At 69.3% G+C, this 23,697-nt stretch carries 21 protein-coding genes; 6 read left to right on the top strand and 15 right to left on the bottom strand.

The window, feature by feature from the left end:
- Window positions 1-127 precede the first annotated feature (127 nt).
- Together SK571_RS45155 and SK571_RS45150 are read right to left on the bottom strand one after the other, a co-directional pair.
- Entirely contained in the window at window positions 128-2,212 is a 2,085-nt protein-coding gene (locus SK571_RS45155; RefSeq protein ID WP_319990256.1) for a putative bifunctional diguanylate cyclase/phosphodiesterase, read from the bottom strand.
- Window positions 2,213-2,314: 102 nt separating this feature from the next.
- Window positions 2,315-3,133: an SAM-dependent methyltransferase gene (locus SK571_RS45150; RefSeq protein WP_319990255.1), complete on the bottom strand. Its 819-nt coding sequence runs from the start codon at window positions 3,131-3,133 to the stop codon at window positions 2,315-2,317.
- Window positions 3,134-3,313: 180 nt separating this feature from the next.
- Here SK571_RS45150 and SK571_RS45145 point away from each other — a divergent pair, with 180 nt between their 5' ends.
- The 3 genes from SK571_RS45145 to SK571_RS45135 are packed head-to-tail and all read left to right on the top strand — an operon-like array spanning window position 3,314 to window position 5,968.
- On the top strand, window positions 3,314-4,624 hold the full coding sequence (locus tag SK571_RS45145; RefSeq protein ID WP_319990254.1) for a cytochrome P450: 1,311 nt from the start codon (window positions 3,314-3,316) through the stop codon (window positions 4,622-4,624).
- Window positions 4,625-4,641: 17 nt separating this feature from the next.
- Window positions 4,642-5,631, top strand: coding sequence for an alpha/beta hydrolase (locus SK571_RS45140; protein ID WP_319990253.1), 990 nt, complete (start codon window positions 4,642-4,644; stop codon window positions 5,629-5,631).
- A gap of 13 nt (window positions 5,632-5,644) precedes the next feature.
- Window positions 5,645-5,968, top strand: coding sequence for an MGMT family protein (locus SK571_RS45135; RefSeq protein ID WP_319990252.1), 324 nt, complete (start codon window positions 5,645-5,647; stop codon window positions 5,966-5,968).
- 454 nt (window positions 5,969-6,422) lie between these two features.
- On the opposite strand, the gene SK571_RS45130 is transcribed toward SK571_RS45135, so the two are convergent.
- From SK571_RS45130 to SK571_RS45080, 11 genes are all read right to left on the bottom strand, one after another.
- On the bottom strand, window positions 6,423-7,070 hold the full coding sequence (locus SK571_RS45130) for a sirohydrochlorin chelatase (RefSeq protein WP_319990251.1): 648 nt from the start codon (window positions 7,068-7,070) through the stop codon (window positions 6,423-6,425).
- Window positions 7,067-8,158 carry a uroporphyrinogen-III synthase gene (locus tag SK571_RS45125; protein WP_319990250.1) on the bottom strand — a complete coding sequence of 364 codons (1,092 nt, stop codon included), beginning with the start codon at window positions 8,156-8,158 and terminating at the stop codon, window positions 7,067-7,069. The genes SK571_RS45130 and SK571_RS45125 overlap by 4 nt, the downstream gene beginning before the upstream one ends.
- A complete protein-coding gene (nirD, locus tag SK571_RS45120; protein ID WP_090065721.1) occupies window positions 8,155-8,466 on the bottom strand; it encodes a nitrite reductase small subunit NirD in 312 nt (103 codons plus the stop codon). Before nirD ends, SK571_RS45125 begins: the two co-directional genes overlap by 4 nt.
- The gene (gene nirB / locus SK571_RS45115; RefSeq protein WP_319990249.1) at window positions 8,463-10,919 is read right to left on the bottom strand and encodes a nitrite reductase large subunit NirB; all 2,457 of its coding nucleotides are present in this window, start codon (window positions 10,917-10,919) and stop codon (window positions 8,463-8,465) included. The genes nirD and nirB overlap by 4 nt, the downstream gene beginning before the upstream one ends.
- Before the next feature lie 112 nt (window positions 10,920-11,031).
- Window positions 11,032-12,333, bottom strand: a complete 1,302-nt coding sequence (locus SK571_RS45110; protein WP_319990248.1) for a nitrate/nitrite transporter — start codon at window positions 12,331-12,333, stop codon at window positions 11,032-11,034.
- Window positions 12,334-12,430: 97 nt separating this feature from the next.
- Window positions 12,431-13,888, bottom strand: a complete 1,458-nt coding sequence (locus SK571_RS45105; protein WP_319990247.1) for an FAD-dependent oxidoreductase — start codon at window positions 13,886-13,888, stop codon at window positions 12,431-12,433.
- Window positions 13,885-15,804 carry a molybdopterin oxidoreductase family protein gene (locus SK571_RS45100; RefSeq protein WP_319990257.1) on the bottom strand — a complete coding sequence of 640 codons (1,920 nt, stop codon included), beginning with the start codon at window positions 15,802-15,804 and terminating at the stop codon, window positions 13,885-13,887. Before SK571_RS45100 ends, SK571_RS45105 begins: the two co-directional genes overlap by 4 nt.
- 105 nt (window positions 15,805-15,909) lie before the next feature.
- On the bottom strand, window positions 15,910-16,707 hold the full coding sequence (locus SK571_RS45095; protein WP_319990246.1) for a TIGR02569 family protein: 798 nt from the start codon (window positions 16,705-16,707) through the stop codon (window positions 15,910-15,912).
- A gap of 255 nt (window positions 16,708-16,962) precedes the next feature.
- Window positions 16,963-18,135 carry an adenylyltransferase/sulfurtransferase MoeZ gene (gene moeZ / locus SK571_RS45090; protein WP_090065715.1) on the bottom strand — a complete coding sequence of 391 codons (1,173 nt, stop codon included), beginning with the start codon at window positions 18,133-18,135 and terminating at the stop codon, window positions 16,963-16,965.
- Between the two features lie 79 nt (window positions 18,136-18,214).
- A complete protein-coding gene (locus tag SK571_RS45085) occupies window positions 18,215-19,210 on the bottom strand; it encodes a DUF3152 domain-containing protein (protein WP_319990245.1) in 996 nt (331 codons plus the stop codon).
- A gap of 40 nt (window positions 19,211-19,250) precedes the next feature.
- A complete protein-coding gene (locus SK571_RS45080) occupies window positions 19,251-20,204 on the bottom strand; it encodes an alpha/beta fold hydrolase (RefSeq protein ID WP_319990244.1) in 954 nt (317 codons plus the stop codon).
- 126 nt (window positions 20,205-20,330) lie between these two features.
- Between SK571_RS45080 and SK571_RS45075 the strand changes: the two genes are divergently transcribed.
- On the top strand, window positions 20,331-20,960 hold the full coding sequence (locus SK571_RS45075; protein WP_030480925.1) for a TetR/AcrR family transcriptional regulator: 630 nt from the start codon (window positions 20,331-20,333) through the stop codon (window positions 20,958-20,960).
- 41 nt (window positions 20,961-21,001) lie between these two features.
- Here the strand turns inward: SK571_RS45075 and SK571_RS45070 are convergent, their stop codons facing one another.
- Window positions 21,002-21,781 (bottom strand): alpha/beta fold hydrolase, encoded by a 780-nt coding sequence (locus tag SK571_RS45070; RefSeq protein ID WP_319990243.1) that lies wholly within the window; start codon window positions 21,779-21,781, stop codon window positions 21,002-21,004.
- Window positions 21,754-22,641, bottom strand: a complete 888-nt coding sequence (locus SK571_RS45065; protein WP_319990242.1) for an AurF N-oxygenase family protein — start codon at window positions 22,639-22,641, stop codon at window positions 21,754-21,756. Before SK571_RS45065 ends, SK571_RS45070 begins: the two co-directional genes overlap by 28 nt.
- Before the next feature lie 61 nt (window positions 22,642-22,702).
- Between SK571_RS45065 and SK571_RS45060 the strand changes: the two genes are divergently transcribed.
- Both SK571_RS45060 and SK571_RS45055 read left to right on the top strand, forming a co-directional pair.
- A complete protein-coding gene (locus SK571_RS45060; RefSeq protein ID WP_319990241.1) occupies window positions 22,703-23,386 on the top strand; it encodes a TetR/AcrR family transcriptional regulator in 684 nt (227 codons plus the stop codon).
- On the top strand, window positions 23,386-23,694 hold the full coding sequence (locus SK571_RS45055; protein ID WP_319990240.1) for a DUF4873 domain-containing protein: 309 nt from the start codon (window positions 23,386-23,388) through the stop codon (window positions 23,692-23,694). Before SK571_RS45060 ends, SK571_RS45055 begins: the two co-directional genes overlap by 1 nt.
- Window positions 23,695-23,697 lie beyond the last annotated feature (3 nt).

Raw genomic sequence — 23,697 nt, 5'->3', positions numbered from 1 at the left:
AGCCGCGACGCTCTACTAGTGGTGCGGCCCGGAACGTTGCCGGGGTAATTCGCGGTCAGACGGGTGCATCGTGGTGCGAGGCGGCCTGCTGAGCGTGGATCACCTCGCCAACGTTCCGGGTTGCGCCCTAACCGAGCTTCTGCAGGAACTCGCCCGCGTCGAGCGGGGAGCCGTAGTGGGCGCCGATCGCGAGGTCGGCGCCCGCTTCACGCCACCACTTCTCCTGCTCGGCGGTCTCGACCCCGTCCACGCAGAGGTTCACGCCCAGGTCGTGCACGGCCGGGATCAACGTGGCGGAGCGGGCGTCCTGCCTGTGCACCAGGTCCTTCGGCACCAGCACGGACACCACCGGCAGTGCTGAGAGCCAGGCCAGATCACGCGGCCCGAGCCCGAAGTCGTCGAGGGCGATCCGGACGCCCATGTCCGCGAGCGTGCTCAGGTTGTCGGCCGCGTCGGCCACGCCCAGCACGCCGACCGGCATGCTCAACGTCAGCCTGGCACCCGGCATGCCGGTCTCCTCCAGCACCTTCGACACCCGTGACACCAGGTCCGCGTCGGTCGACTGGTGGTGCGTGAGCCGCACGCCGAACTGCTGGTCGAGCTCGCCGCGCTGGCGCCACCACTGCGCCTGACCGGCGGCGATCCTGATCAGCCACTCGCCCATCGGCAGGATGAGCCCGCTCTCGTCCGCGAGTTCGGCGCAGCGGTCGGACAGGTCCCAGTGCAGCAGCGCCTCGACGCCGGCCAGACCACCGGTCGCCAGGTCGCGGACGGGCCGGTAGACGACGCCGATGTCGCCCTGCTCCCACGCTCCCGGCATCACCACGGCCAGCGCCGCGTCACGGCGTCCGGAGGTGTCCTCGTTGGTGTGGAACAACTCCCACTGCCCGCGGCGGTCGCGCTTGGCCTGCCGCAACGCCAGGTCGGCCGTGCGCAGCAGCTCGATCGGGTCGACGTCGGGCGGCGGCCTGTGCACGACGCCCGCGCTCACCGACACGGCGAGACCGTGATCGTCCACATAGGTCGGTTCGGCCAGGTCGGCGTTGATGGTCGCCATCGTGGTCGCGACGTCCGGTGTGAGCGCCGTGTTCTCCACGACGATGCCGAACTCGTCGCCGTCGAACCGCGCGATCATGGCGTTCTCGTGCGACATCACGGCCCGCAGCCTGCGCGCGACGTGCTGGAGCAGGTGTTCGCCCACCCGCGCGCCGAGGCTGTTGCACACCAGGCCGAACGCGTCGAGGTCGAAGTGGAAGATGGTGACGCCGAACTCGGGGTCGGCCCTGCGCAGCACGGTTTCGAGGTGGGTGGTGAAGAACTGCCTGTTCGGCAGCCCGGTCAGCACGTCGTGCAGCGACTGCCTGCGCAGTTCTCCTTGCAACAAGGCAAGTTCTGTGTCGTCGTCCGCCATCACGAGGACATGACTGGCCTTGCCTTCGTCGTCGCGCAGCAGTGACGCCGTGAGCGTCACCTTGGCGAACTCGCCGTCACCGCGCACGAGCTGCATCGGTTCCCGCTCGAACTCACCGCGCTCGGACAGAACCCGTTCCATCATCTCGCGGAACGCCACGATCGAGTTCGGCGCGATGAGCTCGACGAGACGCGTCCCCGGTTCCGGCGGACGTCCGATGATCACGCTGATCGACTCGTTGCCCCAGGCGAGGCGGCCGTCGAGACCGACGATCAGGACGCCGTTGGTGGACGAGGACGCGATGCCCTCGAACTTCGCCTCGCTGTGCCGCTGATCGCGTTGCGCGTCGTGGGCGGCCTTGAGCAGCGAGCGCTGCATGCTCTCCTGCTGGTCCAGGATCGCGCGTGCCCGTGCCGCGGTGAAGCCGCACGTCAGCGCGCCGATCCCACCGACGACACGGACCGTGTGCTGGTCGCTCGAACGGAACTCCTCCAGCGTCAGCAGGCCTTTGCCGAGCACGTCGACCGTGCGCTTGAGCCCGGGCTCGTTGACGTAGCCGAGAGCGACGAGCCGTTCGCCCACCTCCTCGAACGGAGCAGGGTCGAACGGTTCGCTGTGCAGCGCCGCGCACAATGCGTCGAGCTGAGCGCCCAGTTCGGCGTCCAGCTCGTCTCGGCTCAGCGCGACTACGACAACGCTGCTGAGCAGGTAGCTCCACTTGCGCGACAAGGCTTCTCGCGCACGGACGGCGGCGGTGTCCTCGGGTGGAGCGGCATCGGGTCTTCGGCTCGGTTTCGTCATTCCCGTTGCCCTGTATGGGTTGGAGAGTGTCCGGCATTTTACCTACCGGCAGTCGGCGCCCGTTGCGCCAACCGTGTGATCCTCCGACACTACAGCGTGGTTTCAGTCCTTACGACCGACCCCAGCGTACAAGAACATGTTCATGGACGCCTCGTCGGCGAAGTCACCGGGTCCGTCCGGACGCCACTCCCCGCACCCGACGAGACCGGGCTCCACCAGGGAAAAGCCGTCGAACAACGCGCTGACCTGCGCGTGGTTGCGCATGTGCATCTGGTCGGCGCTCTTGCTGCGGTTCACGACCGCGGCGGCCTGGTCGACGGTGTCGTCGATCTGGTCCTTGGCCACGTGCGTCATCACCATGAAGCTGCCGGCGGGCAGCGCGTCGCGGTAGTGGGCGACGAGCTTGTCCGGACCGTCCTCGTCGGGCACCCAGTGCATCATGAGCAGCATCAACAGCCCGACCGGTTCGTCGAGGCGCAGCAGCCTCTTCACCTCGGGACTCGACAGCACGATCTCCGGGTCGCGCATGTCGGCCTGCACGACGGCGGCGTTCTTGTTGTCAGCCAACATGAGTTCACTGTGCGCGACGGCGACGGGGTCCTTGTCGACGTAGACGACGCGCGCGGCCGGGTCGCGTTCCTGGGCGACCTCGTGCACGTTCGCGACGGTCGGGATGCCGGAACCGATGTCGAGGAACTGGCGAATTCCCTGGTCCATCAGGAAGTTCACCGCCCGACCGAGGAACCGGCGGTTGAGTCTGGCGACGCTGGGCAGGCCTGGCACCAGCTTCTCGATCTGCGATCCGACCTGCCGGTCGGCGGCGAAGTTGTGGGCGCCGCCCAGGATGTAGTCGTAGACGCGGGCCATGCTCGGCACGTTCGTGTCGATGCCGAGCGGAACCCAGTTCTGGGTGTCTGCCACGGGGAGCACCTCTTCGGTTTCGTGGCGGTTCGGGGAAGACGCACGAGCTTAGTCACCCGAGCGCCACTCGCACTGAACCATCAGAGTGACGAGGAACCACCCGTTCAGGCACTGTCGTCTTCCCCCAAACGGCTCCTAGGGTGGTCCATCCCCATTCGGCCCAACTCCTCAGGAGTCCGAATGCCCGTCCCGGTGGCCCCCCACCGCTGGCCGTTGCTCGGGCACACGCCGTCGATGCTCACGCAACGCGCCAAGTTCACCGACGCGCTGCACGAACACGGCGACGTCGTGCGTCTCGACCTCGGCCCGCTGCACGCGCACTTCGTCACGAGTCCTTCGCTGACTCACGAAGTACTTGTGTCGCAAGGATCGAAGTTCCGCAAGGGCGCCATGTTCGACAAGTTCCAGCCGTACCTGGGCACGGGGCTGCTGCTGTCGAACGGCGAGTACCACCTGCGCCAGCGCCGGATGATGCAGCCGACCTTCCATCGGGAACGGATTGAAGCCTATGCCTCGACGATGGCTCGTGCTGCTGCTGCGCTGGCTGCGCGGTGGCGCCCCGGCGAGATCCGCGTCATCGAGGACGACATGCAGGAGCTCGCGGTCACCATCGTCGGTGAGACGCTCTTCTCGACGGAGATCGGCAAACGCGCGGTCGAGGAGGTCCGCCGGTCCATCTTCACGGTCATCCAGCAGGGCATGATCCGCGCGCTGTCCCCGTCGTTCGTGGAGAAGCTCCCGCTGCCGGGCAACCGGGAGTTCGACGCGGCCATCGCGCGCATGAAATCCGTTGTGCTGCAAGTGATCGAGAGCTGGCGGGCGGACGGCACCGACAACGGCGACGTCCTGTCCATGCTGCTGCTGGCGCAGGAGGACGGCGTCGGCATGACGGACCAGCAGACCTACGACGAGGTGCTGACCCTGCTCACCGCGGGCATCGAGACCACGGCGATCGCGCTGGCCTGGGCGCTCTACGAGACGGGCGACGACCCGGAGGTCGAACGCCGGCTGCACGCCGAGGTCGACTCGGTCGTGGGCGACCGCCCGGTGACGTTCGCCGACGTCCCGTCGCTGACCTACACCACGCAGATCGTGCAGGAGACCCTGCGGAAGTACCCGATCTGGTTCGTGATGCGCCGGACGCTCACCGAGGTCCAGCTGGGCGAGGTCACACTGCCCGCCGGTGCCGAGGTGATCGTCAGCCCGCACGCGCTGCACCACGACGAGCGCTACTTCCCGTCACCGGAACGCTTCTGGCCCGACCGCTGGACGCCCGAGTTCGCCGCCGGCCTGCCGCGCGGCGCGTTCATCCCGTTCGGCGGCGGCAACCGCCAGTGCCTCGGCAACACCTTCGCCCAGACCGAGATCGTCATCACGCTCGCGACCATCGCGGCGAAGTGGCGCCTCGTCCCGACCCGTCCGGCGCGCGTGAAGTTCACGTCCGCGCCGTACCCGAACGGCCTGCTCATGAGGGCCGTCCCCCGCAACTAGTTGGAGGTAGTTCCCCCATGCGTTTCCGCCGGCTGTGCGCCATCGCGCTGCTCGCCACCGGAACCCTGTTAGCCCCGCCGCCGGCCTCCGCCGCCACGGAGTGCCAGGACGTCACCTACCCCGTGCGCATCGGCCTGACCCCGCTGGTCACCTCGCAGGAGACCGTGGCAGGCAGGTTGTGCGTCCCCACGGGCGCGACGACCGTGCAGGTCCTGATCCCGGGCGGCACCTACGACAGGACGTACTGGGACGTCGGCTTCGAGCCGTCGACCCACTCGTTCACCCAGGCCCAGAACAACGCGGGCTTCGCCACGCTCGCGCTGGACCGCCTGGGCACAGGCAAGAGCTCCAAGCCGCTGAGCGCCCTGATCACCGCCTCGACCCAGGCCAGCGCGGTCCACCAGGTCATCACGACCCTGAAACCCCGCTTCACCAAGGTGATCGTCGCGGGCCACTCCATCGGCTCCGCGATGGCGATGATCGAGGCGGGCACCCACCGAGACGTGGACGGCGTCCTGGTCACCGGCTTCACGCACAAGATGAACTACATAACCGTCGTCCCCGTGCTCGCCAACATGATCCCGGCGGGCCTGGACCTCGGCTACCTCACCACGATGCCGGACACCCGCTACAACTCGTTCCACAAACCGGGCCCGCTGATCCCGGGCTCCATCTCGTTCGACGAGGCCACCAAGGACGTCTTCTCCGCCACCGAGGCCGTGGACACCATCCTGCTCAACACGGTGATCATCCCGATCTCGCGCAGGATCAACGTCCCGGTCTTCATCGTCGTGGGCAACGACACCCACTTCTGCAGCTCCGGGCTCCCGCTGATGGGCAGCGACTGCTCCTCCCCCGCCGCTCTGAAGGCGGACGAGGCCCCGTTCTTCCCGGAGGCCCCGCGCCTGGACACCTACATCCTCAACGGCTACGGCCACTCCATCAACTACGCCCCGAACGCCCCCGACTACCACGCCGCCGTCGCCCAGTGGTCCAGGAGCATCTAGCTAGACTCGGCGCATGGACGAAGAGATCCACGAGCGAGTCCGCGACTTCATCAAGGCCATCCCACGCGGACGAGTCGCCACCTACGGCGACATCGCAGATCTCGCCAAGGCCCCGTCGCCACGGCTGGTCGGCCGCATCCTCAACGAGGACGGCAACGACCTGCCGTGGCAACGCGTCCTCAAGGCCGACGGCACCTGCGCGCCGCACCTGCGCGACACCCAGTTGCAGATGCTGCACGAGGAGGGTGTGCCGAACCTCGACGGCAAGGTGGACCTGCGGGAGTACCGCTGGGAGGACGCCCGCAAGGAGTCCGACGAGGTACCCGGCCTCTGGTGACAGCCCACACGGCACGGGCCAGGTGACCGCCCGCACCGAACGCGCCCACCCTCGCAAGGTGACGGCACGCACGGCAGGCGACCCCTCCGCTGGCACAGGAACCAGCCACCGCAACCAGACCCGCGCGGTGCCAATAGGCGCCCGCCAACGCAAGGCGACCACGTACGAGTCCTGGCGTGGCGATGCGAAGCGAGCCGTCCGAACCTAGGGCGCCGGGTAGCGGTGCACCCCGCTCACGGCGATTGGGGCTTTACCTTGAGGGGGCGGGATGCTCCCCTCATGGGCACGGCCGGGCGCTTTTCAGCCCCCGCCAGAGGCTCAAGGTCAAGCCCCAATCGCAACCCCGCACTTCGTCACGACCCGCGCAACCACCCTCGCAAGGCGACCGAACACCAGGAACGCGACCCACCCCGCTGGAACAGGAACGGGCCAACGCAAGCCGACCCGCACGGCGTCACGCAGATCGCAACAGCAGGGCCCGAGCCTCGAAGTACTTCCGCAGAACCACATCCACCACAAGCGGATGCGCCCCGATCGGCTCAGCCACGACATCCGCACCACAAGCCGCAAGCGACCCGTGAAACACCCCAGGCGCCAACAGCCAGGAAGCAACAGCCACCCGCCGCCCCCGCCCCGTCAACCCAGCCACCACATCGGCCACACGCGGCGTAGCGGTAGCCACATACCCGACCCCAGCCGCACCGAGCAGAGCCGCAGCCTGCCGGACGGTGGCCAAGGCCCGAGCATCGGAAGAACCCGCCGCGGCGAGCACAACTGCGTCGCCGCGGCGGAAACCTGCCTCCCGCAACCGATCCCGCACCGCCGGTACCGCGTCCAACCCGACCGGCGAAGTCAGCACCACATCAGACCGGCGCCCGATCTGCTCGGGGATGTCCACCCGGACGTGGTACCCGGCAGCCAAGAACACCGGCACCACAACACAGGGACCGTCCACAACAGACCGGACGTCCGGCTGCCGCACATCGGCGTACGCGACCTCGACGGGCAGGTCCACCGACGCCTGAACCGCAGCGGCGATCTCCGAGCACACCACGGCCCCACGCGGATCACGCGTCCCGTGGAACGCCAACACCAGTTTCATGCAGGCTCCATCGCTAGCCGGTAACCACGCTTCACGACCGTGCACACCATCTGCGGCGACCCCAGGGCGGTCCGCAACCGCCCGATCGCCGTCTCGACGGCGTGCTCCTCCCCACCGGAAGGCAGGGCCGCCAACAGGTCCTGTCGCGACACCACCCGGCCACGAGCAGCCACCAGAGTCCGCAGCACGGCCATGGGAGCCGGTGCGACGGGGCGCAGCTCACCGTCGATCACCACGGCCTGCGCGCGCATCTCCATGTCACGGGAAGCGATCCGCAACCGCAACGCCCGTGAGGGCAGCTCCAGCGCCAGCTCCCGCACCATCGACCCGATGCGCGACCGGGCCGGTTGCACAACGGGAATCCCGGCGGCCACCAACGGCCCGGCGGTGATCGCGCCGACCCCGACGACCAGAACATCGCGCCGCAAACAGGAAACCAAAGCCCCAAAATCCGGAGCCGTGCGCAGCACAGAAGAAGCCGCAGGCGCCGAGGTGAACGTCAGGGCGTCCACCTGCCCGGCCAGGACGGCGTCGATCAACCGCTGCAACGGCCCCAGATCCGCCGGCGGCTCCCACCGGTAGACCGGGATCTCGACGACGAGAGCCCCGGCGGCCTCCAGCGTGTTCACGAAGTCCGGCAACGGCTCGCCGTGCAGCTGAACGGCGACCCGCTTGCCCGACACGCCCATCCGCAGCAGGTACTGCAGCAGCTCGGCGTTCGACTCGGACTCAGGCGACCAGGCCTCGACCAGGCCGGCCGCGCGGACCGCACCCTTGGCCTTCGGGCCACGTGGCAGGACCACGGCGCCTTCCAGCGCACGGTGCAGACGCGCGGCGAGTCCCCATCCCTCGGCGGCCTCGAACCACCCGCGGAAGCCGATCGCGGTGGTCGCGACGACGACGTCCACGGGTGACGACACGAGTTCCAGTGTGGCGGCGTGCAGGTTGGCGTCGTCGGGCAGCGGCACGATCCGCAAGGCCGGACCGTGCAGCACCGAGGCGCCCTTGCGTTCCAGCATCGCGATGAGCTCGTCGGCCCGGCGGGCCGCGGTGACGCCGATCGTGAAGCCCGCCAGCGGACCCGTCATGTCAGCTCCACAACACCGTCACGCACGCGCACTTGATGCACCGCAACGGAGACGGACGGTTCGTCGAGGCACTTGCCCGTCGCCAGCTCGAACGCCTGCTTGTAGACAGGTGACACCACGACGGGAACGCCGCCGCGGTCGCCCACGATGCCGCGCGACAGCACCGCGGCGCCGCTGAACGGGTCGATGTTGTCGAGCGCGTGCACCGTGCCGTCCGCGGTCAGGAACACCGCGACCTGCGAGCCGTCGGGCCGCAAGGCGGCGACACCTTGTTCCGGCCGCAACACGTCAAAGTCACAGACGATCATCTGACGACCTCCGGGATGCCCAGGGACACGGGGACGCGCTGACCGCGTTCAACGCGGAACGAGATCGTGGGATCGGGGACGCCCGGCGCGTTCACGAACGACGTGAACCTCGCCAGCTTCTCCGGGTCCTCCAGCACTCCACGCCACTCGTCGGCGTAGTCGGAGACGTGCGACTCCATCGCGGTCTCCAGTTCGGCGCAGATGCCGAGCTTGTCGTCGACGATCACCTCGCGCAGGTGGTCGAGCCCGCCGTCGAGCCCTTCCAGCCACGCGGCGGTGCGCTGCAACCGGTCAGCCGTGCGGATGTAGAACATCAGGAACCGGTCGATCACGCGGATCAGCGTCTCCGTGTCCACATCGGACACGAGCAGGTCGGCGTGCCGCGGCGTGAACCCGCCATTGCCCGCCACGTAGAGGTTCCAGCCGTTCTCCGTGGCGATGATGCCGAAGTCCTTGCTGCGCGCCTCGGCGCACTCGCGGGCACAGCCGGAGACGGCCGACTTGAGCTTGTGCGGCGACCGCAGGCCCCGGTAGCGCAGCTCCAGCTCGATGGCGAGGCCGACGGAGTCCTGCACGCCGTAACGGCACCACGTCGTGCCGACGCAGGACTTCACCGTGCGCAACGACTTGCCGTACGCGTGCCCGGACTCGAAGCCCGCGTCGACCAATCTGCGCCAGATCTCCGGCAGCTGGTCGACGGTCGCGCCGAACAGGTCGATGCGCTGGCCGCCGGTGATCTTCGTGTACAGGCCGTAGTCACGGGCCACCTCGCCGATGACGATCAGCTTCTCCGGCGTGATCTCACCGCCGGGGATGCGCGGCACGACCGAGTAGGTGCCGTTGCGCTGCAGGTTCGCCAGGAACCTGTCGTTGGTGTCCTGCAACGAGACCTGCGTCTCGCCCAGGATGTGCCCGTTGCCCAGCGACGCGAGGATCGAGGCGACCGCGGGCTTGCAGATGTCGCAACCACGTCCGGTGCCGTGCTTCTCGATCAGCGCGGAGAACGTCGTCACGCGCGTCGCCTGGATGATCTCGAACAGCTCCGCGCGGGAGTACGTGAAGTGCTCGCACAACGCCTTGGACTGCTCGACACCACACTCGGTCAGCAGCTTCTTCAGCATCGGCACGCACGAGCCGCAGCCGGTGCCGGCCTTGGTGCACGCCTTCAGCTCGGCCACGTCGCACGCCACACCGGACTGGATCGCGTCGGTGATCGTCTGCTTGGTCACCGCGAGACAGGAGCAGACCTGCGCGTCAGCAGGCATCTCCACGTCCACGGCCCCGCCCGGCTGCAGCAACGCGGCCGGAACCTCCTTGCCCACCAACGGCCGCAGCGACAGGTACGACGACGCGTCGCCGACGAGCACGCCACCGAGCAGGATGCGGGCGTCGTCCGACACCACGAGCTTGCTGTAGGTGCCCGCGACGGCGTTGTTCACCACGACTTCCAGCGCGCCCTCGGTCTGGGCGTGCGCGTCGCCGAACGACGCCACGTCCACCCCGAGCAGCTTCAGCTTCGTGGACACGTCGGCACCGGGGAACACCCGCGCACCGCCGGAGAGCTGGTCGGCGACCACCTCGGCCATCGAGTAGCCGGGGGCCACCAGGCCGTACGTGACGCCCTCGACGGCGGCGCACTCACCGATCGCGAACACGTTCGGGTCGGCGGTGCGGCAGGCCGCGTCGACCAGGTAACCGCCGCGCGGCCCCAGCTCCAGCCCCAGGTCCAGGTCGGTGCGCGGCCGGATGCCCGCGCTGAACACCACGACGTCCAGGTCCAGCTCGAGCCCGCTGGCCAGCTTCGCGATCAACCGCGACCCGTCGCGTTCGATCGAGGACGCGGACGTCCCGGTGTGCACGGTCAGGTCGAGCTTCTCGACCAGGCGCTTCAGCAGCCCGGCGCCACCTTCGTCGACCTGGATCGGCATCAGCCGCGGCGCCAGTTCCACGACGTGCGGCGAGACTCCCATGCCGCGCAACGCGTTGGCGGCCTCCAGGCCGAGCAGGCCACCACCGAGCACCATGCCGGAACGCCGGCCGGGCCGGGCAGCGGCCTCGACCGTCGCCCGGATCTCGTCCAGGTCGTCGACCGTGCGGTAGACGTGGCATCCGGGCAGGTCACGGCCGGGCACCGGCGGCACGAACGGCACCGAGCCGGTGGCCAGCACCAGAGCGTCGTAGGAGACCTCGACACCCGAGGCGCCCACGACGACCTTGCGGGCGCGGTCCACGGACACGGCCTTCTCGCCGAGCCGGAGCTCGCAGCCGCTCAGCGCGGGCAGCTCCAGGTCCGCGAAGGTCCAGCTGTCCACATAGGACGACAGCGCGACGCGGTCGTAGGCGGGACGGGACTCCTCGCCGAAAACCACGATCCGCCAGGACGAGTCACGAAGGATCTCGACGAGCCGGTGGCCGACCATGCCGTTGCCAACTACGACCAGAGTCTGGGTCATCGGGCATTCCTCCTTCCGCCCGGTATGCTCACCGGGCGGCGTGTCATCCCAAGGTCCGCGGTATTTCGCGGGTGTTAAAGGAAACTCTCTCCGCAGATCAGCGAGTTGTGCGTCACACGCCCGCGTAGGCGAGCGACGGACGCGTCGCGAACACGTTGCGCCGCAGGTAGAACCACCACGTGGTGCCGACGCAGAGCCCGTAGAACACCAGGAACGCGGTCAGCGCGGGCGCCAGGGTCTTCGAGCCCTCCAGCGAGAACTTGAAGACCAGGTTCACCAGCACACCACCGGCGGCGCCGATCGCACCCGCGATGCCGACGACGGCGGCGGCCTGGCGCTTCGCGGACTTGTCGTCGTCCGACTGGGTGCGGAAGATGGCCGGGATCATGCGGTACGTCGAGCCGTTGCCCACGCCCGCCAGCACGAACAACGCGATGAACGAGCCGAAGAACAGCGCGAAGTTCCGCGAGTCGACGCTGACGATGACGCCGATGGTGCCGATGCCGAGTCCGACGAACGTGCCCAGCGTCACCTTGGCGCCACCGACGCGGTCGGCCAGCCAGCCACCGAGCGGACGGGCCACCGAGCCGATCAGGGCGCCGAGGAACGCGAGCGCCACCCAGCCCTTGTAGTCCACGAAACTGATCTTGATCAGCGACGGGAACGCGAATGAGAACCCGATGAACGAGCCGAACGTGCCGATGTACAGGAAGGACATCACCCACGTGTGCCGGTTCGACAGCGCCAGCTTGTACGACTGCCCGTCCGGCTTGGCCTGGGTGAGGCTGTCCATGAAGAACCACGCGCACGCCGTGGCGAGAACGATGAACGGCATCCAGATCAGCGCCGCGTAGGCGAGGTGGATCCCGGTGCCGATGGTGATCACGATCGGCACGAGGAGCTGCGTGATCGCCACACCGAGGTTGCCGCCGGCCGCGTTCAGGCCGAGCGCCAGGCCCTTCTTGCCCTCGGGGTAGAAGAACGAGATGTTCGCCATCGACGACGAGAAGTTGCCGCCGCCAAGGCCCATCGCGGCCGAGGTGAGCAGGAAGAACCAGTAGGGCGTGCCCGGCGTCGACACCGCGTAGGCGAGCATCGTGCACGGGATGAGCAGCAACCCTGCGCTGATCGTCGTCCACGCCCGGCCACCGAAGCGCGGCACCGCGAACGTGTACGGCACCCGCAGCGCGGCACCCACCAGGTTCGGCACGATCAGCAGCCAGAACTGCTGTCCGACGCTGAAGTCGAAGCCGACGGAGCCGAGGCTCACGACGACGATGCTCATCAGCACCCAGACGCTGAACCCGAGGTTCTCCGCGAGAATGGAGAACACGAGGTTCTTGCGGGCGATCCGCTTGCCCTTGTTCTCCCAGAACTCGGGCTTCTCCGGCTCCCAGTGGTCGATCCAGCTCATTGAAGTCCTCCGCGGGGTCGGCGTTGCCGCAAAAACTAGGAACCTCGCATTACCGAGGCGTTCTGGGCGGTGACGGCGAAGGCAACTCCGCCGCACATCAGGCCGGGGCGGGCTGTGAGGCCCCGAGCCAGTCGAGCAGCCCGCACACAGCGTCCTTGCAGCCACCACAGCCCGTGGTCGCGCGAGTCGCCTCCGCCAGCTGCGGCAACGACTCGGCGCCCGCACGCCAGGCCGACACGATCTGTCCCTTGGAGACGGTGTTGCACCGGCAGATCACCGCGCTGGACGGCAGATCGGCCGGTGACGCGGCCTCGGCGGGCAGCGCACGTCCCAGCAGCAACGCCAGGCGGTCGGTCGGCGCGGGGATGCCGCGGTCGTAGAGCTGGGTGATCGTGGCCGCCGCGTCCGGCGCCCCCAGCACGATCGCGCCCGTCACCCGGTCGTCGCGCAGCACGAGCTTGGCGTACCGGCCGCGCGAAGGTTCCTGGAAGCACAGGACCTCCGAGTCCGGGCAGTCCACATCGGTGTGCACGTCACCCAGCGCCGCGAGGTCGACGTCGCGCGCCTTCAGCCGCGTGACGACGGAGGTGCCCAGGTACCGGGCAGCCGGGTCCGCGCCGGTCAGGCGGTCCGCGAGCACGGTGGCCTGGTCCCACGCGGGCTGCACCAGACCCGACACCGTGCCGGGGTGCTGGGCGCAGTCGCCGATGGCGTGGATGCGCGGGTCGCTGGTGCGCAGCGCGTCGTCCACGACGATGCCGCGGTCGACGGTCAGGCCGGCGCGCACCGCCAGTGAGGTCTCGGCGCGCACGCCGGCGGAGACCACGACGAGTTCGGCGGGGACGTGCGTGCCGTCGTCGAGGATCAGGCCGTCGCCGGGCAGGTACTTGGTGGCCAGCGAGTTCAGGCGGAACTCGATGCCGAGCTTGCCGAGCGTGCGGGCGAGCACGCCACCGGCGCCGGGGTCGAGCTGACGTTCCATGAGGTGGCCGACGGGGTGGACGACGGTGACCAGGCAGCCGCGTCCGGCCAGCCCGCGGGCGGCCTCGATGCCGAGCAGGCCGCCGCCGAGGACGGCGACGGGCATGCCCTTGTCCGCCTTGGCCTCGATCTGGGCGCAGTCGTCGAGGGTGCGGAACGCGACGACGCCGGGGGCGAGCTTGCCGTCCTCGGTGAGGCCTTCGGCGGGCGGAACCCAGGGGACGCTGCCGGTGGCGAGGACGAGGGCGTCGTAGGGGATGGACTCGACGGCGGGCTCCGGATCGGCACCGCCCGCCCTGCCGACCACCACGGTGCGCGCGGCGCGGTCGACCTCCACCACTTCCCAGCCCAGCCGCAGGTCGACGCGGTGCTCCTCCGCCCACCTGTCGTCGTGCAGCCGCGTCGACTCGGGCGTCATCGTGCCCGCCACCACCGTCGACAACAGCACGCGGTTGTACGCGGCGTGCGGTTCCGCACCCACGACGGTGATGGAGATGTCGGCGTCCCGGCGGCGCAGTTCGTCCGCCAGCCGCGCACCTGCCATGCCGTACCCGACGATCACGACTCGCCTCATGCCCGCTCCAATCGAACCGCGCAGACCTTGAACTCGGGCATCCGGCTCGTGGGATCGAGCGCGGGGTTGGTGAGCAGGTTCGCCCGCCCGTCACCGGGGAAGTGGAACGGCAGGAACACCGCGTCGGCGCGCATGCTCGGCACGCACCGCACGACCGCTGTCACCGTTCCCCGCCTGGACACGACGTGTGCGGACTCGCCGGAAGCGAGGCCCGCCCGCGAAGCCGTGTCGGGGTGCACCTCGACGTACATCTCGGGAACGGCCTTCATCAGCTCGCCGATCCGCCGCGTCTGCGCTCCCGACTGGTAGTGCTGCAGGACGCGCCCGGTGGTGGCCTGCAACGGGTACTCCTCGTCCGGCGGCTCGGCGGGGCCGCGGTGGTCGACCGGGATGAACCGCGCCAGGCCGTCCGGATGCGCGAACCGGTCGAGGAAGAGCCTCGGGGTGCCGGGATGATCCACTGACGGCACCGGCCAGTGCAGCTGCTCGGACTCCAGCCGCTCGTAGGTGATGCCGGAGTAGTCGGAGAGGCCGCCGGCCGACGCGCGCCGCAGCTCCTCGAAGACCTCGACCGGTGCCACCGGGAACTTCTCGCCCACACCGAGCCGCGAGGCGAGGCCCTGCAACAGCTCCAGGTCGCTGCGCACACCGGCCGGAGGGTCGAGTGCCTTGCGGCGCCTGATGATCCGGCCTTCGAGGTTGGTCATCGTGCCGTCTTCCTCGGCCCACTGCGTCACCGGGAACACGACGTCGGCCATCGCGGCGGTCTCCGACATCACGAAGTCCGCCACCACCAGCAGGTCCAGCGCCTTGAACCGGTCGACGACACCGGACGCCCTCGGCGCCGACACCACCGGGTTGCTGCCGAACACCAGCATCGCCTTGATGTCTTCCGCGACCAGCAGCTCGTACGCGCTGCGCCCAGGACCGGGCAGCCACGACACGTCCCAGACGTCCATGATGTGCTGCCGCGCGACGGGATCGTCGATCTTGCGGTAGCCGGGCAGCTGGTCGGCCTTCTGGCCGTGCTCCCGCCCGCCCTGACCGTTGCCCTGCCCGGTCAGGCAGCCGTAACCGGAGCCGGCCCGCCCGGGAAGTCCCAGCGCCAGAGCCAGGTTGATCCACGCCGAGACGTTGTCGGTGCCGGACGCGTGCTGCTCGGTGCCGCGCCCGGTCAGCACGTACGACCGCCCGGCCAGCATGTGCACGGCGGCGCGCTGGTCGGCGGCGGACACGCCCGTCACCCGTTCGACGCGCTCGGGCCACCACGCGGCCGCCACCCGCCAGGCCTCGTCGAAACCCGAGGTCCGGGAGTTGACGTACTCCTTGTCGATCACGCCCTCGATGACCGCGGTGTGCAGCAGTCCGAGTGCCAGCGCCAGGTCCGTGCCCGGCGCGGGCTGCAGGTGCAACGTCGCGCGCTCGGCGGTCGGCGTGCGCCGCGGGTCGATGACGATCAGCCGTGCGCCTTCGAGGTGCCGCAGGAACGGCGGCATCGTCTCGGCCGGGTTCGAGCCCGCCAGCAGCACGGTGTCGGCGCCGCGGAGGTCGGTCAGGGGGAACGGCAGGCCGCGGTCCAGCCCGAACGCCTTGTTGCCCGCGGCGGCGGCCGACGACATGCAGAACCGGCCGTTGTAGTCGATCTGCGAGGTCTTCAGGGCGACGCGCGCGAACTTGCCGAGCGCGTAGGCCTTCTCGTTCGTCAGCCCGCCGCCGCCGAACACGGCGACCTCGTCGGGCTCGTAGGAGGTGATCCGTGCGGCCACGAAGTCGAGGGCCTCGTCCCACGACACCGGCTGACCGTGCAGAAGAGGCGTGGTGAGGCGGCCGGGATGGCGCAGCAGCTCCCCTGCCGTCCAGCCCTTCTGGCACAGCCCACCGGGACCAGGTGTCACCTGGCCGTCGATGACGCTCATGGAGCACTGCAGCGCGCAGTAGGGGCAATGGGTCACGCCGCTGACGCTAAGAAGCTCGCGTTAACCCGATGCTCCGCAATGTTTCGTCAGTGGAAAATGACCCGCTCAGAGCAGTGCGGTCACGTGGTGAGCAGCACGTTCCAAGCCCGCAAAGGACTGTGGCGTTGACAACGGGTGCAGCGCGTGCACGGCCAGCCGGAACAGCGTCGCGCGCACCAGCGCCTGCTCCCACTCCGCCTGGTGGCTCCACCGGTGGAACAGCCCGGAGTCCGCGCCACCCCACGCGACGGCGTCGACCGCGATCACGGCGGCGGCCCACTCGGCGGGACGCCAGTAGGCGGTGAAGTCGATGACGGCCGGCGGCGCGTTGCCCGCGAACAGCACGTTGCCGAACAGGTCACCGTGCACGACCTGCGGCTTCAGGTTGATCGGCTTCTGAGCCTCCTTGAGCAGGTCGAACAGCCTGCCGCCGAGGTCGGCCTCGAGCGGCACGTCCTCCTCGCCCCACGCCTTGCGGTCGGCGACGGCGAACACGTCCGTGCGCGCGTCCAGGAACCGGGGCTTGGGCAGCTCGGCGGTGGCCTGGTGCAGGCGCTGGGCGACGGCGATGACCTCGTCGTGCCGCGCCTCGGCCCGGCCGGCCAGGAACTTGGTGGCGGACCAGCCGCCGACGACGTACCTGCCGTCCGTGGAACGCAACGGTCTGCCGATGCGCAGGTGGTGGACGTCGAGGCCGTCGAGGGTCTTGGCGATCCAGGTCGCCTCGGCGGGCCGGGGAGACGGTCTGATCGTGGCGTCACCGCAGCGCCAGGCGGGACCGCCGTCGATGAGCTCCGGCTCGGCGTCACGTGCCCCGAACGCCGCACGCACGTGCGCTGGGGGCGGCTCGGGGGACCTGGTCACGGAGGGGCACGCTACCGTGTTTTTTGGTCGCTGCTCCGCAGACTCCGGGCGTGTTCGCCGGGAAGCCGGTCATCCGGCCACCGCTTCGTACCGGATTGGGCTTCGCCGAATCCAGCACGAAGGGGCGACCGGACGACCGGCGCGAACACGCGAAACCCTCGCTCGCTCGGGTCGGGCCCGGTCAGCCCAAGGCCGGAGCGTCTGCAAGTACTACCAGCTAGGCCGTTGGTAGTACTTGCAGACGCCGTCAAGCCATCAGTACGTGGGCAGGCTCGGGTCGACCTCGCGGGCCCAGGCCAGCACACCGCCGCCGACGTGCACGGCGTCCTTGAAGCCCGCCTTGTGCAGCGCCGCGAGCGCCTCCGCGGAACGAGCGCCGGACTTGCAGTGCAGCACCAGCGGCTTGTCCTGCGGCAGCTCCGAGAACGCCTCCCCGGACAGGATCTTGTCCTTGGGGATCAGCACCGAGCCCGGGATCTTGACGATCTCGTACTCGTGCGGCTCACGCACGTCCACCAGCAGGAAGTCCTCACCGGACTCCTGCTTGTGCTTGAGCTCCAGGGGCGTGATCGTGTTGCCCGCGGCCGCCTGCTGCGCGTCCGTGGACACGACACCGCAGAACGCCTCGTAGTCGATCAGCTCGGTGATCTTCGGCGACTCCGGGTCCTTGCGGATCTTGATCGTCCGGTAGGACATCTCCAGCGCGTCGTAGACCATCAGGCGGCCCAGCAGCGGGTCACCGATGCCCGTGAGCAGCTTGATCGCCTCGGTCACCATGATCGAGCCGATCGACGCGCACAGCACGCCCAGCACGCCGCCCTCGGCGCACGACGGGACCATGCCGGGAGGCGGCGGCTCCGGGTAGAGGTCGCGGTAGTTGAGGCCCTGGCCGTTCGGGGCGTCCTCCCAGAAGACGCTGACCTGGCCCTCGAACCGGAAGATCGAACCCCACACGTACGGCTTGCCCAGCAGCACCGCGGCGTCGTTCACCAGGTACCTGGTGGCGAAGTTGTCGGTGCCGTCGAGGATCAGGTCGTAGTCGCGGAAGATCTCCAGCGCGTTCTCGGAGTTGAGGTGCGTCTGGTGCAGGATCACCTTGACGAACGGGTTGATCTCGGCGACCGAGTCGCGCGCCGACTCCGCCTTCGGGCGGCCGACGTCGGACTGGCCGTGGATCACCTGGCGCTGCAGGTTCGACTCGTCCACGACGTCGAAGTCCACGACGCCGAGCGTGCCGACCCCGGCCGCGGCCAGGTACAGCAGTGCCGGGCTGCCCAGGCCGCCCGCGCCGACGACGAGCACCTTCGCGTTCTTCAGCCGCTTCTGCCCGTCCACCCCGACGTCCGGGATGATCAAGTGGCGGCTGTAGCGCGCGACTTCTTCCTTGGTCAGCTCCGCGGCTGGCTCAACGAGCGGCGGAAGCGCCATGCTGGTCCTCCTCGACGAATGTCTCCGTGTCCGAGACAACGTCTACCCTGCCTCGACTCTTCCCCGTTGGAAAGCTGTCTCAGCCTGCGGGAAACGCGTTCGTCTTGCACACCTTGCCGTCGGCGGGCACGACGTCCTGGCCCGCGTTGAGCTGTGAGACGAAGTCGTTCGAGACGCCGAACGTCTGCTGCATCATCACCGGGGCCGGCGCGTCGTTCTCCGGGCAGGGCGCGTGCTTGCTGCCCAGGGCGTGACCGACCTCGTGGTTGATCAGGTAGGTGCGGTATCCAGCCAGGTCAGAGCCGTAGGCCATGGCGCCGCGCACCCAGCGGGCGACGTTGATGATCACGCGTTCGGTCGGCGGGTGGTAGCAGGAGGTCTCGAACGGGATCTCCTTGCCGCACAGCGTGTGGGTCGTCTTCGTCGTGGTCAGCGCCACGACGAAGTCCGGGTTCTGGTTCGCCTCGACCCGCTGCAGCGCGACCTGCTTGGTGCCGATCCAGCTGCGCGGGTCGGAGAGGATTCCGTCGATCGTGCGCGCGAACGCGGCCGGGTCGTCGTTGAAGTCGGCGGGCTTCACACCGTCCTCGACGGCGATCGCGTACTTGCGGAACTTCGGCGCGTTGGCCTCGCCGACGCGCGGACCGCTGCCCGCGATCACCTTGAACGTGCCGACGCCGTCCTGCGAGAAGTCCGGACCGGCCGGCAGCTCGGCGGTCGGGATCTTCAGGTCGGGCTTCTTGGCCGGCAGCTCGGACGCGGGGGCCTCCGGCGTGCTCGCGGGCGTCTCGGCGGCGTTCGTGCTGCCGCCGTCGCCGGTCGCGGGCGACTTCGGCTGCACCGTGTCGAGCACCACCAGGGCCGTCAACACGAGCAGGACCGGGATCGCGTAGATCCGCCAGCCGTAGTTGGCGACGAGCTTCTTCACACCACGACGCTTGCGCGGCCTTCGCAGGGCCTGGGTGGCCTCCGGTTCCCAGGCGGCCGCAAGCGGTTCCGCGCTGGTCCGGCGCTCGCCGCGACGGTAGCGGTCAGCGGGCGGAGCAGTACGTCCTCGCTCGGGGGCGCGATTCACGTGCTCCAGGGTCCCACACCCCCCGTATGGCCGTCGTTCATCACCATGAGTGTCGGTCGACCGCCTCCCACATGCCCAGCACGGCCCTCGCCACGGTGGCGGGCCGCTCCATCTGGGCGACGTGGCCGGTCCTGGGGAGCACCAGCAGTCGCCCCTTGGGCAGCAGGCGTGCCGTCCGCGGTCCCTTGCGCACGCTGACGAGCCGGTCGTTCTCGCCCCAGAGCACCAGCGTGGGCGCCTTGACCAGGGGCAACAGCCGCCACAGCGACTTCGGGCCGGGCGTGAGCCAGCTCTGCATCAGGCCGAACGTGCTGCGGTTGAGCGCCTGTCCCGCCCACTGCTGCCGGGCGCGCTCCTCGTTCTCCTTGATCGACTCCTCGATGCGGTGGTCGGGCACCACGCTCGGGTCGGCGAAGCACAGCTCCAGCATCTGCCTGGTGCGCTGGTGTGCGGACAGCTTCGCGAGCTCGCGCCGCACCCTGGCCCCGACGACCGGCAGGACGGCGAGCGCCATCCGCGGGTCGGACATGCGGTCGAGGCGGGGCCGCAGATCGGGCACGGCCGGCGAGACGAGCGTGAGCGTCCTCACCAGATCCGGCCTGCTGGCGGCCACCATGACCGAAATCGCACCACCCATGGAGTTGCCGAACAGGTGCACGGGTTGTGAGAGCGTTTCCAAATACTTGATCACCGTGCGCGCGTGCGTGGCGAGACTGAAGTCGTAGCCGGGAATCGGTTCCGACCGCCCGAATCCGGGCAGGTCGATCGAGTACCCGCGGACGTGCTGCCGCAGCTGGGCCGCCAGGTCCGTCCAGTTCGTCGCGGACCCGCCGAGCCCGTGCACGTACACGGCCGGAGGCCCTTCCCCCGGCGTGATCCTGACGTGCACCTCGTGGTCGTCGACCTGCTGGAACTGGCCGGGCCACGGCGTCTGAGACTTGTCCAGCGGCGGCAGCGCGACCGTGGACAACGGGGCGGGAATCAAGGTGCTCACCGGACCAGGATGCGGGAAAGAACGGCAAGATGGTTCCCGGAAGTCGGCTACCAGCGAGTAAGGTTGCGCTCAGCCTCGGTCTGGCAATCCCTGTCCGACGGCCGGATCACTCGTGCTGGAGGCACCATGACGGAGACGGCGCAGAGCGCACCCGCAGGCAGGGGCGTTCGACTGCCGCGCACCGCCCGCCGCGCGCAACTGCTGGCAGCGGCGCAGGACGTGTTCGTCGCCAACGGCTACCACGCCGCGGCGATGGACGAGATCGCCGAGCGTGCGGGCGTGTCCAAGCCGGTGCTGTACCAACACTTCCCGGGCAAGCTGGAGCTCTACATGGCGCTCCTGGAGTCCCATGTGGACGAGCTGGTCGGCCGCGTGCGCACCGCCATCGGTTCCACCACGGACAACAAGCTCCGCGTCCGCGCCGCCGTGGCCGCGTTCTACGACTTCGTGGACGGCGAGGGCCAGGCGTTCCGCATGGTGTTCGAGTCGGACCTGCGCTCCGAACCGGCCGTGCAGTCGGCCGTGGAACGCGCGACCACCGACTCCGTGGACGCGATCACCGACACGATCACCGCGGACGCGGGCCTCGACGAAGAGCGGGCTCGCCTGCTGGCCGTCGGCCTGGTCGGGCTGTCTCAGGTCACGGCGCGGTCGTGGCTCGCGGACAACCGCCGCGTGCCCAAGGAAGACGCCGTGGCCCTGATCTCCAACCTGGCCTGGCGCGGCATCGGTGGCGGGTTCCCGCTCCAGCACTGACACCACCGGACGAAAAGGGCCCGCGAGTGCGGGCCCTTTTCTCACATCAGCGCGGCTATTCGTCTCGCCACGTCCTCGGACCGTTCCAGCGGCAGCATGTGCCCGGTCTTCGGATAGATCACGAACTGCGCGCCCGGCAACGCCTCGGCCAGCACCCGTGAGTGCCGCATCGGCGTGAGCACGTCCCACGACCCGGCCATCACGACCGTGGGGATGTCCGCCAGCACCGCCAGCGCTTCCCGCCGCTGGTGCAGCGTCAGTTCCTCGCGGATCCCGACGAACGCCTCACCGGTCGTGTTCCCCGCCATCGCCGCGGCCGCGCGCACGTCGGCCCACCGGGGCCGCCGCCCGAACGTCATCCGCAGCCCCGGCGCGATCACGCGGCCGAACCCGACCTTGGGCCGTCCGGCCAGCCACCGCCCGGCGAGCCGCTCCACCCACAGCTGCTGGGGCAGGTTCCCGCACGACGTGGCGATCAACGCCACCCCGGACACCCGCTCGAACAGCTCGGGGCGCTGCTCGGCCAGCGCCATGATCGTCATGCCGCCCAGCGAGTGGCCGGCGAGCACGATCCGCCCGGTCGGAGCGCATTCCTCCAGCACAGCGGCCAGGTCGTCGGCCAGCTCCGAGATCGTCCCCGCGCCGGAAGACCCACCATGACCGCGCACGTCGTACCGGACCACCCGGCCAGGCAGTGCGGCGGCGACGCGGTCCCAGGTGGTCAGATCCATGGTCCAGCCGTGCAGCAGGACCGCGGTCACGTCGGAGGGCGAAGTCCCCGACGTGACGACGTTCAGCCGATCAAGAACGAGCGACGCCATGAGCGCATCCCCGGCCTTCCCACGAGTCCGGCCTCGTCCAGGAACGTCATGATCCGCTCGCCTGCCCAGCGGATCATCTCCTGGAACCGCTCGTTGCCCAGCGCGGCCCGGTGCGCCTCGCGGACGTCCAGGCCGACGGCGGCGTACGCGGCGGGGTTGATGATCGCGCGCGTGATCATCATCGACACGTACCCGACCAGCCACTTCTGGTAGGGCAGCTCGTAGCCCTTGAGCTCCGACATGCCGCGCAGCAGCTCCTCGCGCGCGAACCGCACGTGCCGGGCCTCTTCCAGCACGTGGATCCGGTTCACCATCCGCACGAGCGGCTGGACGGTGTCGTCGGTCATCGCCTCGCGCTGCAGCCGGTCGAGGATCTCCTCCGCGACCAGGATCGACCCGTACATGGCGGGGCCGTAGCCGATGATCGGCAGCAGCTTGCCCAGGCGGTGCGTGTGGCGCGTGGGCCCGTAGGCCGGGCAGCCGATCCGTTCGACCAGGCGCGCGAACATCGTCGAGTGACGGCACTCGTCGGCGACCTCGGTCAGCGCGTACTGGGCGTGCCGCGTGGTCGGGTCGGTGTTGTAGACGACCTTCACGAGCATCTGCATGAGCAGCAGCTCGAACCACAGGCCGACGGACGCGATCGACGCCAGTTCGTGCTTCGACAGCTCGATGCGCTGCTCCTGCGAGAGCGAGTCGTAGAGAGGCGTGCCGTAGAGCGAAATGCGCTGTTCAGGGATGTAGAAGAGACCGTCGACCAGAGGTGCGGACCAGTCGATGTCCACCTCGGGGTCGTAGAACTTCTCGGCGGACGACTTGAGCAGCCGCTCCGCTGTCTTCTCCCGATCGGCGACCCTCATCGGTTGCCCTCCCCGGTAGGTGTTACTTGAGGTAACGGTTACTTCTGGTAGCGTGCGTCACATGGCACGTACTGTCAAGGGGCCGGACGCGCGACGTGAGCGATGGAAGGGTCATCGCGAGCAGCGCAGGGCGGAGTTCGTGGAGGCCACGATCGCCGCCGTGGCCAAGAAGGGCCCGGACGTCGGCATGGACGACGTGGCCGCGGAGGCCGGCGTCAGCAAGCCCGTGCTCTACCGGCACTTCACCGACAAGTCCGACCTGTACCTGGCAGTGGGCCAGAAGGCCACCGAACTGCTGATGGACCGGATGGGGCCCGCGCTGATCGCCGACGGCCCGATCCGCGGCCGCATCCTGGGGATCGTCGACGCCTACCTGTCGGTGATCGAGGAGAACCCGAACCTCTACCGGTTCGTGGTGAAGGGGTCCTTCGTGGACCGACCGGTCGAGAAGGACGTCGTCGCCGAGGACAAGAACCTCATCGCGTCGACGCTGGCCCGGATCCTGGGCGACTACCTGCGTTCCTTCGAGATGGACTCCGGCGGCGCCGAGCCGTGGGCGCACGCGCTCGTCGGCATGGTGCAGAACGCGGGCGACTGGTGGCTCGACCGCCAGACCATGTCCCGCGCGAACCTCAGCGAGTACCTCGCCACGCTGATCTGGCACGCCATCGACGGGCTGCTGCGGTCGGCGGGCGTCCAGGCAGACCCCGCAAAGCCCCTCACCCCTCTGCGATTGGTGGACTGATGAGCGAGCACGAGCACGACGAAGAGGGCTACCGCGGCGACGCCACCCTCGTCTTCGGAGAAGAAGAAGTCGCGGTCGAGGTCGAGCTGCGGGGCTACTTCCAGCCGATCGACGGCCGCTACCACTGGTACGGGCGGATCAAGAAGCACGACGACGTCACCAGCCGGGTCGAAGGAGGCGCGCGGACCGCAGTGCTGCGCACCCCCACCGGCCAGGCGGAGGGGACGCTCACCGACCCCGACCCGTGGGGCCGTTACCGGGTCGGTGGCATCTCCACCCCGCCCTACAAGATCGAGGAACCGGCCTAGGCC

The sequence above is a fragment of the Lentzea kristufekii genome, assembly GCF_033949925.1.
Lineage (GTDB): Bacteria > Actinomycetota > Actinomycetes > Mycobacteriales > Pseudonocardiaceae > Lentzea > Lentzea kristufekii.
The sequence above is the reverse complement of the archived record's forward strand: the minus strand, read 5'-3'. Positions and strand labels throughout refer to the sequence as shown.

Coding starts and splice junctions, on each gene's coding strand:
- SK571_RS45155 (WP_319990256.1), bottom strand. CDS start 2,212: ATGACGAAACCGAGCCGAAGACCCGATGCCGCTCCACCCGAGGACACC.
- SK571_RS45145 (WP_319990254.1), top strand. CDS start 3,314: ATGCCCGTCCCGGTGGCCCCCCACCGCTGGCCGTTGCTCGGGCACACG.
- SK571_RS45140 (WP_319990253.1), top strand. CDS start 4,642: ATGCGTTTCCGCCGGCTGTGCGCCATCGCGCTGCTCGCCACCGGAACC.
- SK571_RS45135 (WP_319990252.1), top strand. CDS start 5,645: ATGGACGAAGAGATCCACGAGCGAGTCCGCGACTTCATCAAGGCCATC.
- SK571_RS45130 (WP_319990251.1), bottom strand. CDS start 7,070: ATGAAACTGGTGTTGGCGTTCCACGGGACGCGTGATCCGCGTGGGGCC.
- SK571_RS45125 (WP_319990250.1), bottom strand. CDS start 8,158: ATGACGGGTCCGCTGGCGGGCTTCACGATCGGCGTCACCGCGGCCCGC.
- nirD (WP_090065721.1), bottom strand. CDS start 8,466: ATGATCGTCTGTGACTTTGACGTGTTGCGGCCGGAACAAGGTGTCGCC.
- nirB (WP_319990249.1), bottom strand. CDS start 10,919: ATGACCCAGACTCTGGTCGTAGTTGGCAACGGCATGGTCGGCCACCGG.
- SK571_RS45110 (WP_319990248.1), bottom strand. CDS start 12,333: ATGAGCTGGATCGACCACTGGGAGCCGGAGAAGCCCGAGTTCTGGGAG.
- SK571_RS45105 (WP_319990247.1), bottom strand. CDS start 13,888: ATGAGGCGAGTCGTGATCGTCGGGTACGGCATGGCAGGTGCGCGGCTG.
- SK571_RS45100 (WP_319990257.1), bottom strand. CDS start 15,804: ATGAGCGTCATCGACGGCCAGGTGACACCTGGTCCCGGTGGGCTGTGC.
- moeZ (WP_090065715.1), bottom strand. CDS start 18,135: ATGGCGCTTCCGCCGCTCGTTGAGCCAGCCGCGGAGCTGACCAAGGAA.
- SK571_RS45075 (WP_030480925.1), top strand. CDS start 20,331: ATGACGGAGACGGCGCAGAGCGCACCCGCAGGCAGGGGCGTTCGACTG.
- SK571_RS45070 (WP_319990243.1), bottom strand. CDS start 21,781: ATGGCGTCGCTCGTTCTTGATCGGCTGAACGTCGTCACGTCGGGGACT.
- SK571_RS45065 (WP_319990242.1), bottom strand. CDS start 22,641: ATGAGGGTCGCCGATCGGGAGAAGACAGCGGAGCGGCTGCTCAAGTCG.
- SK571_RS45060 (WP_319990241.1), top strand. CDS start 22,703: ATGGCACGTACTGTCAAGGGGCCGGACGCGCGACGTGAGCGATGGAAG.
- SK571_RS45055 (WP_319990240.1), top strand. CDS start 23,386: ATGAGCGAGCACGAGCACGACGAAGAGGGCTACCGCGGCGACGCCACC.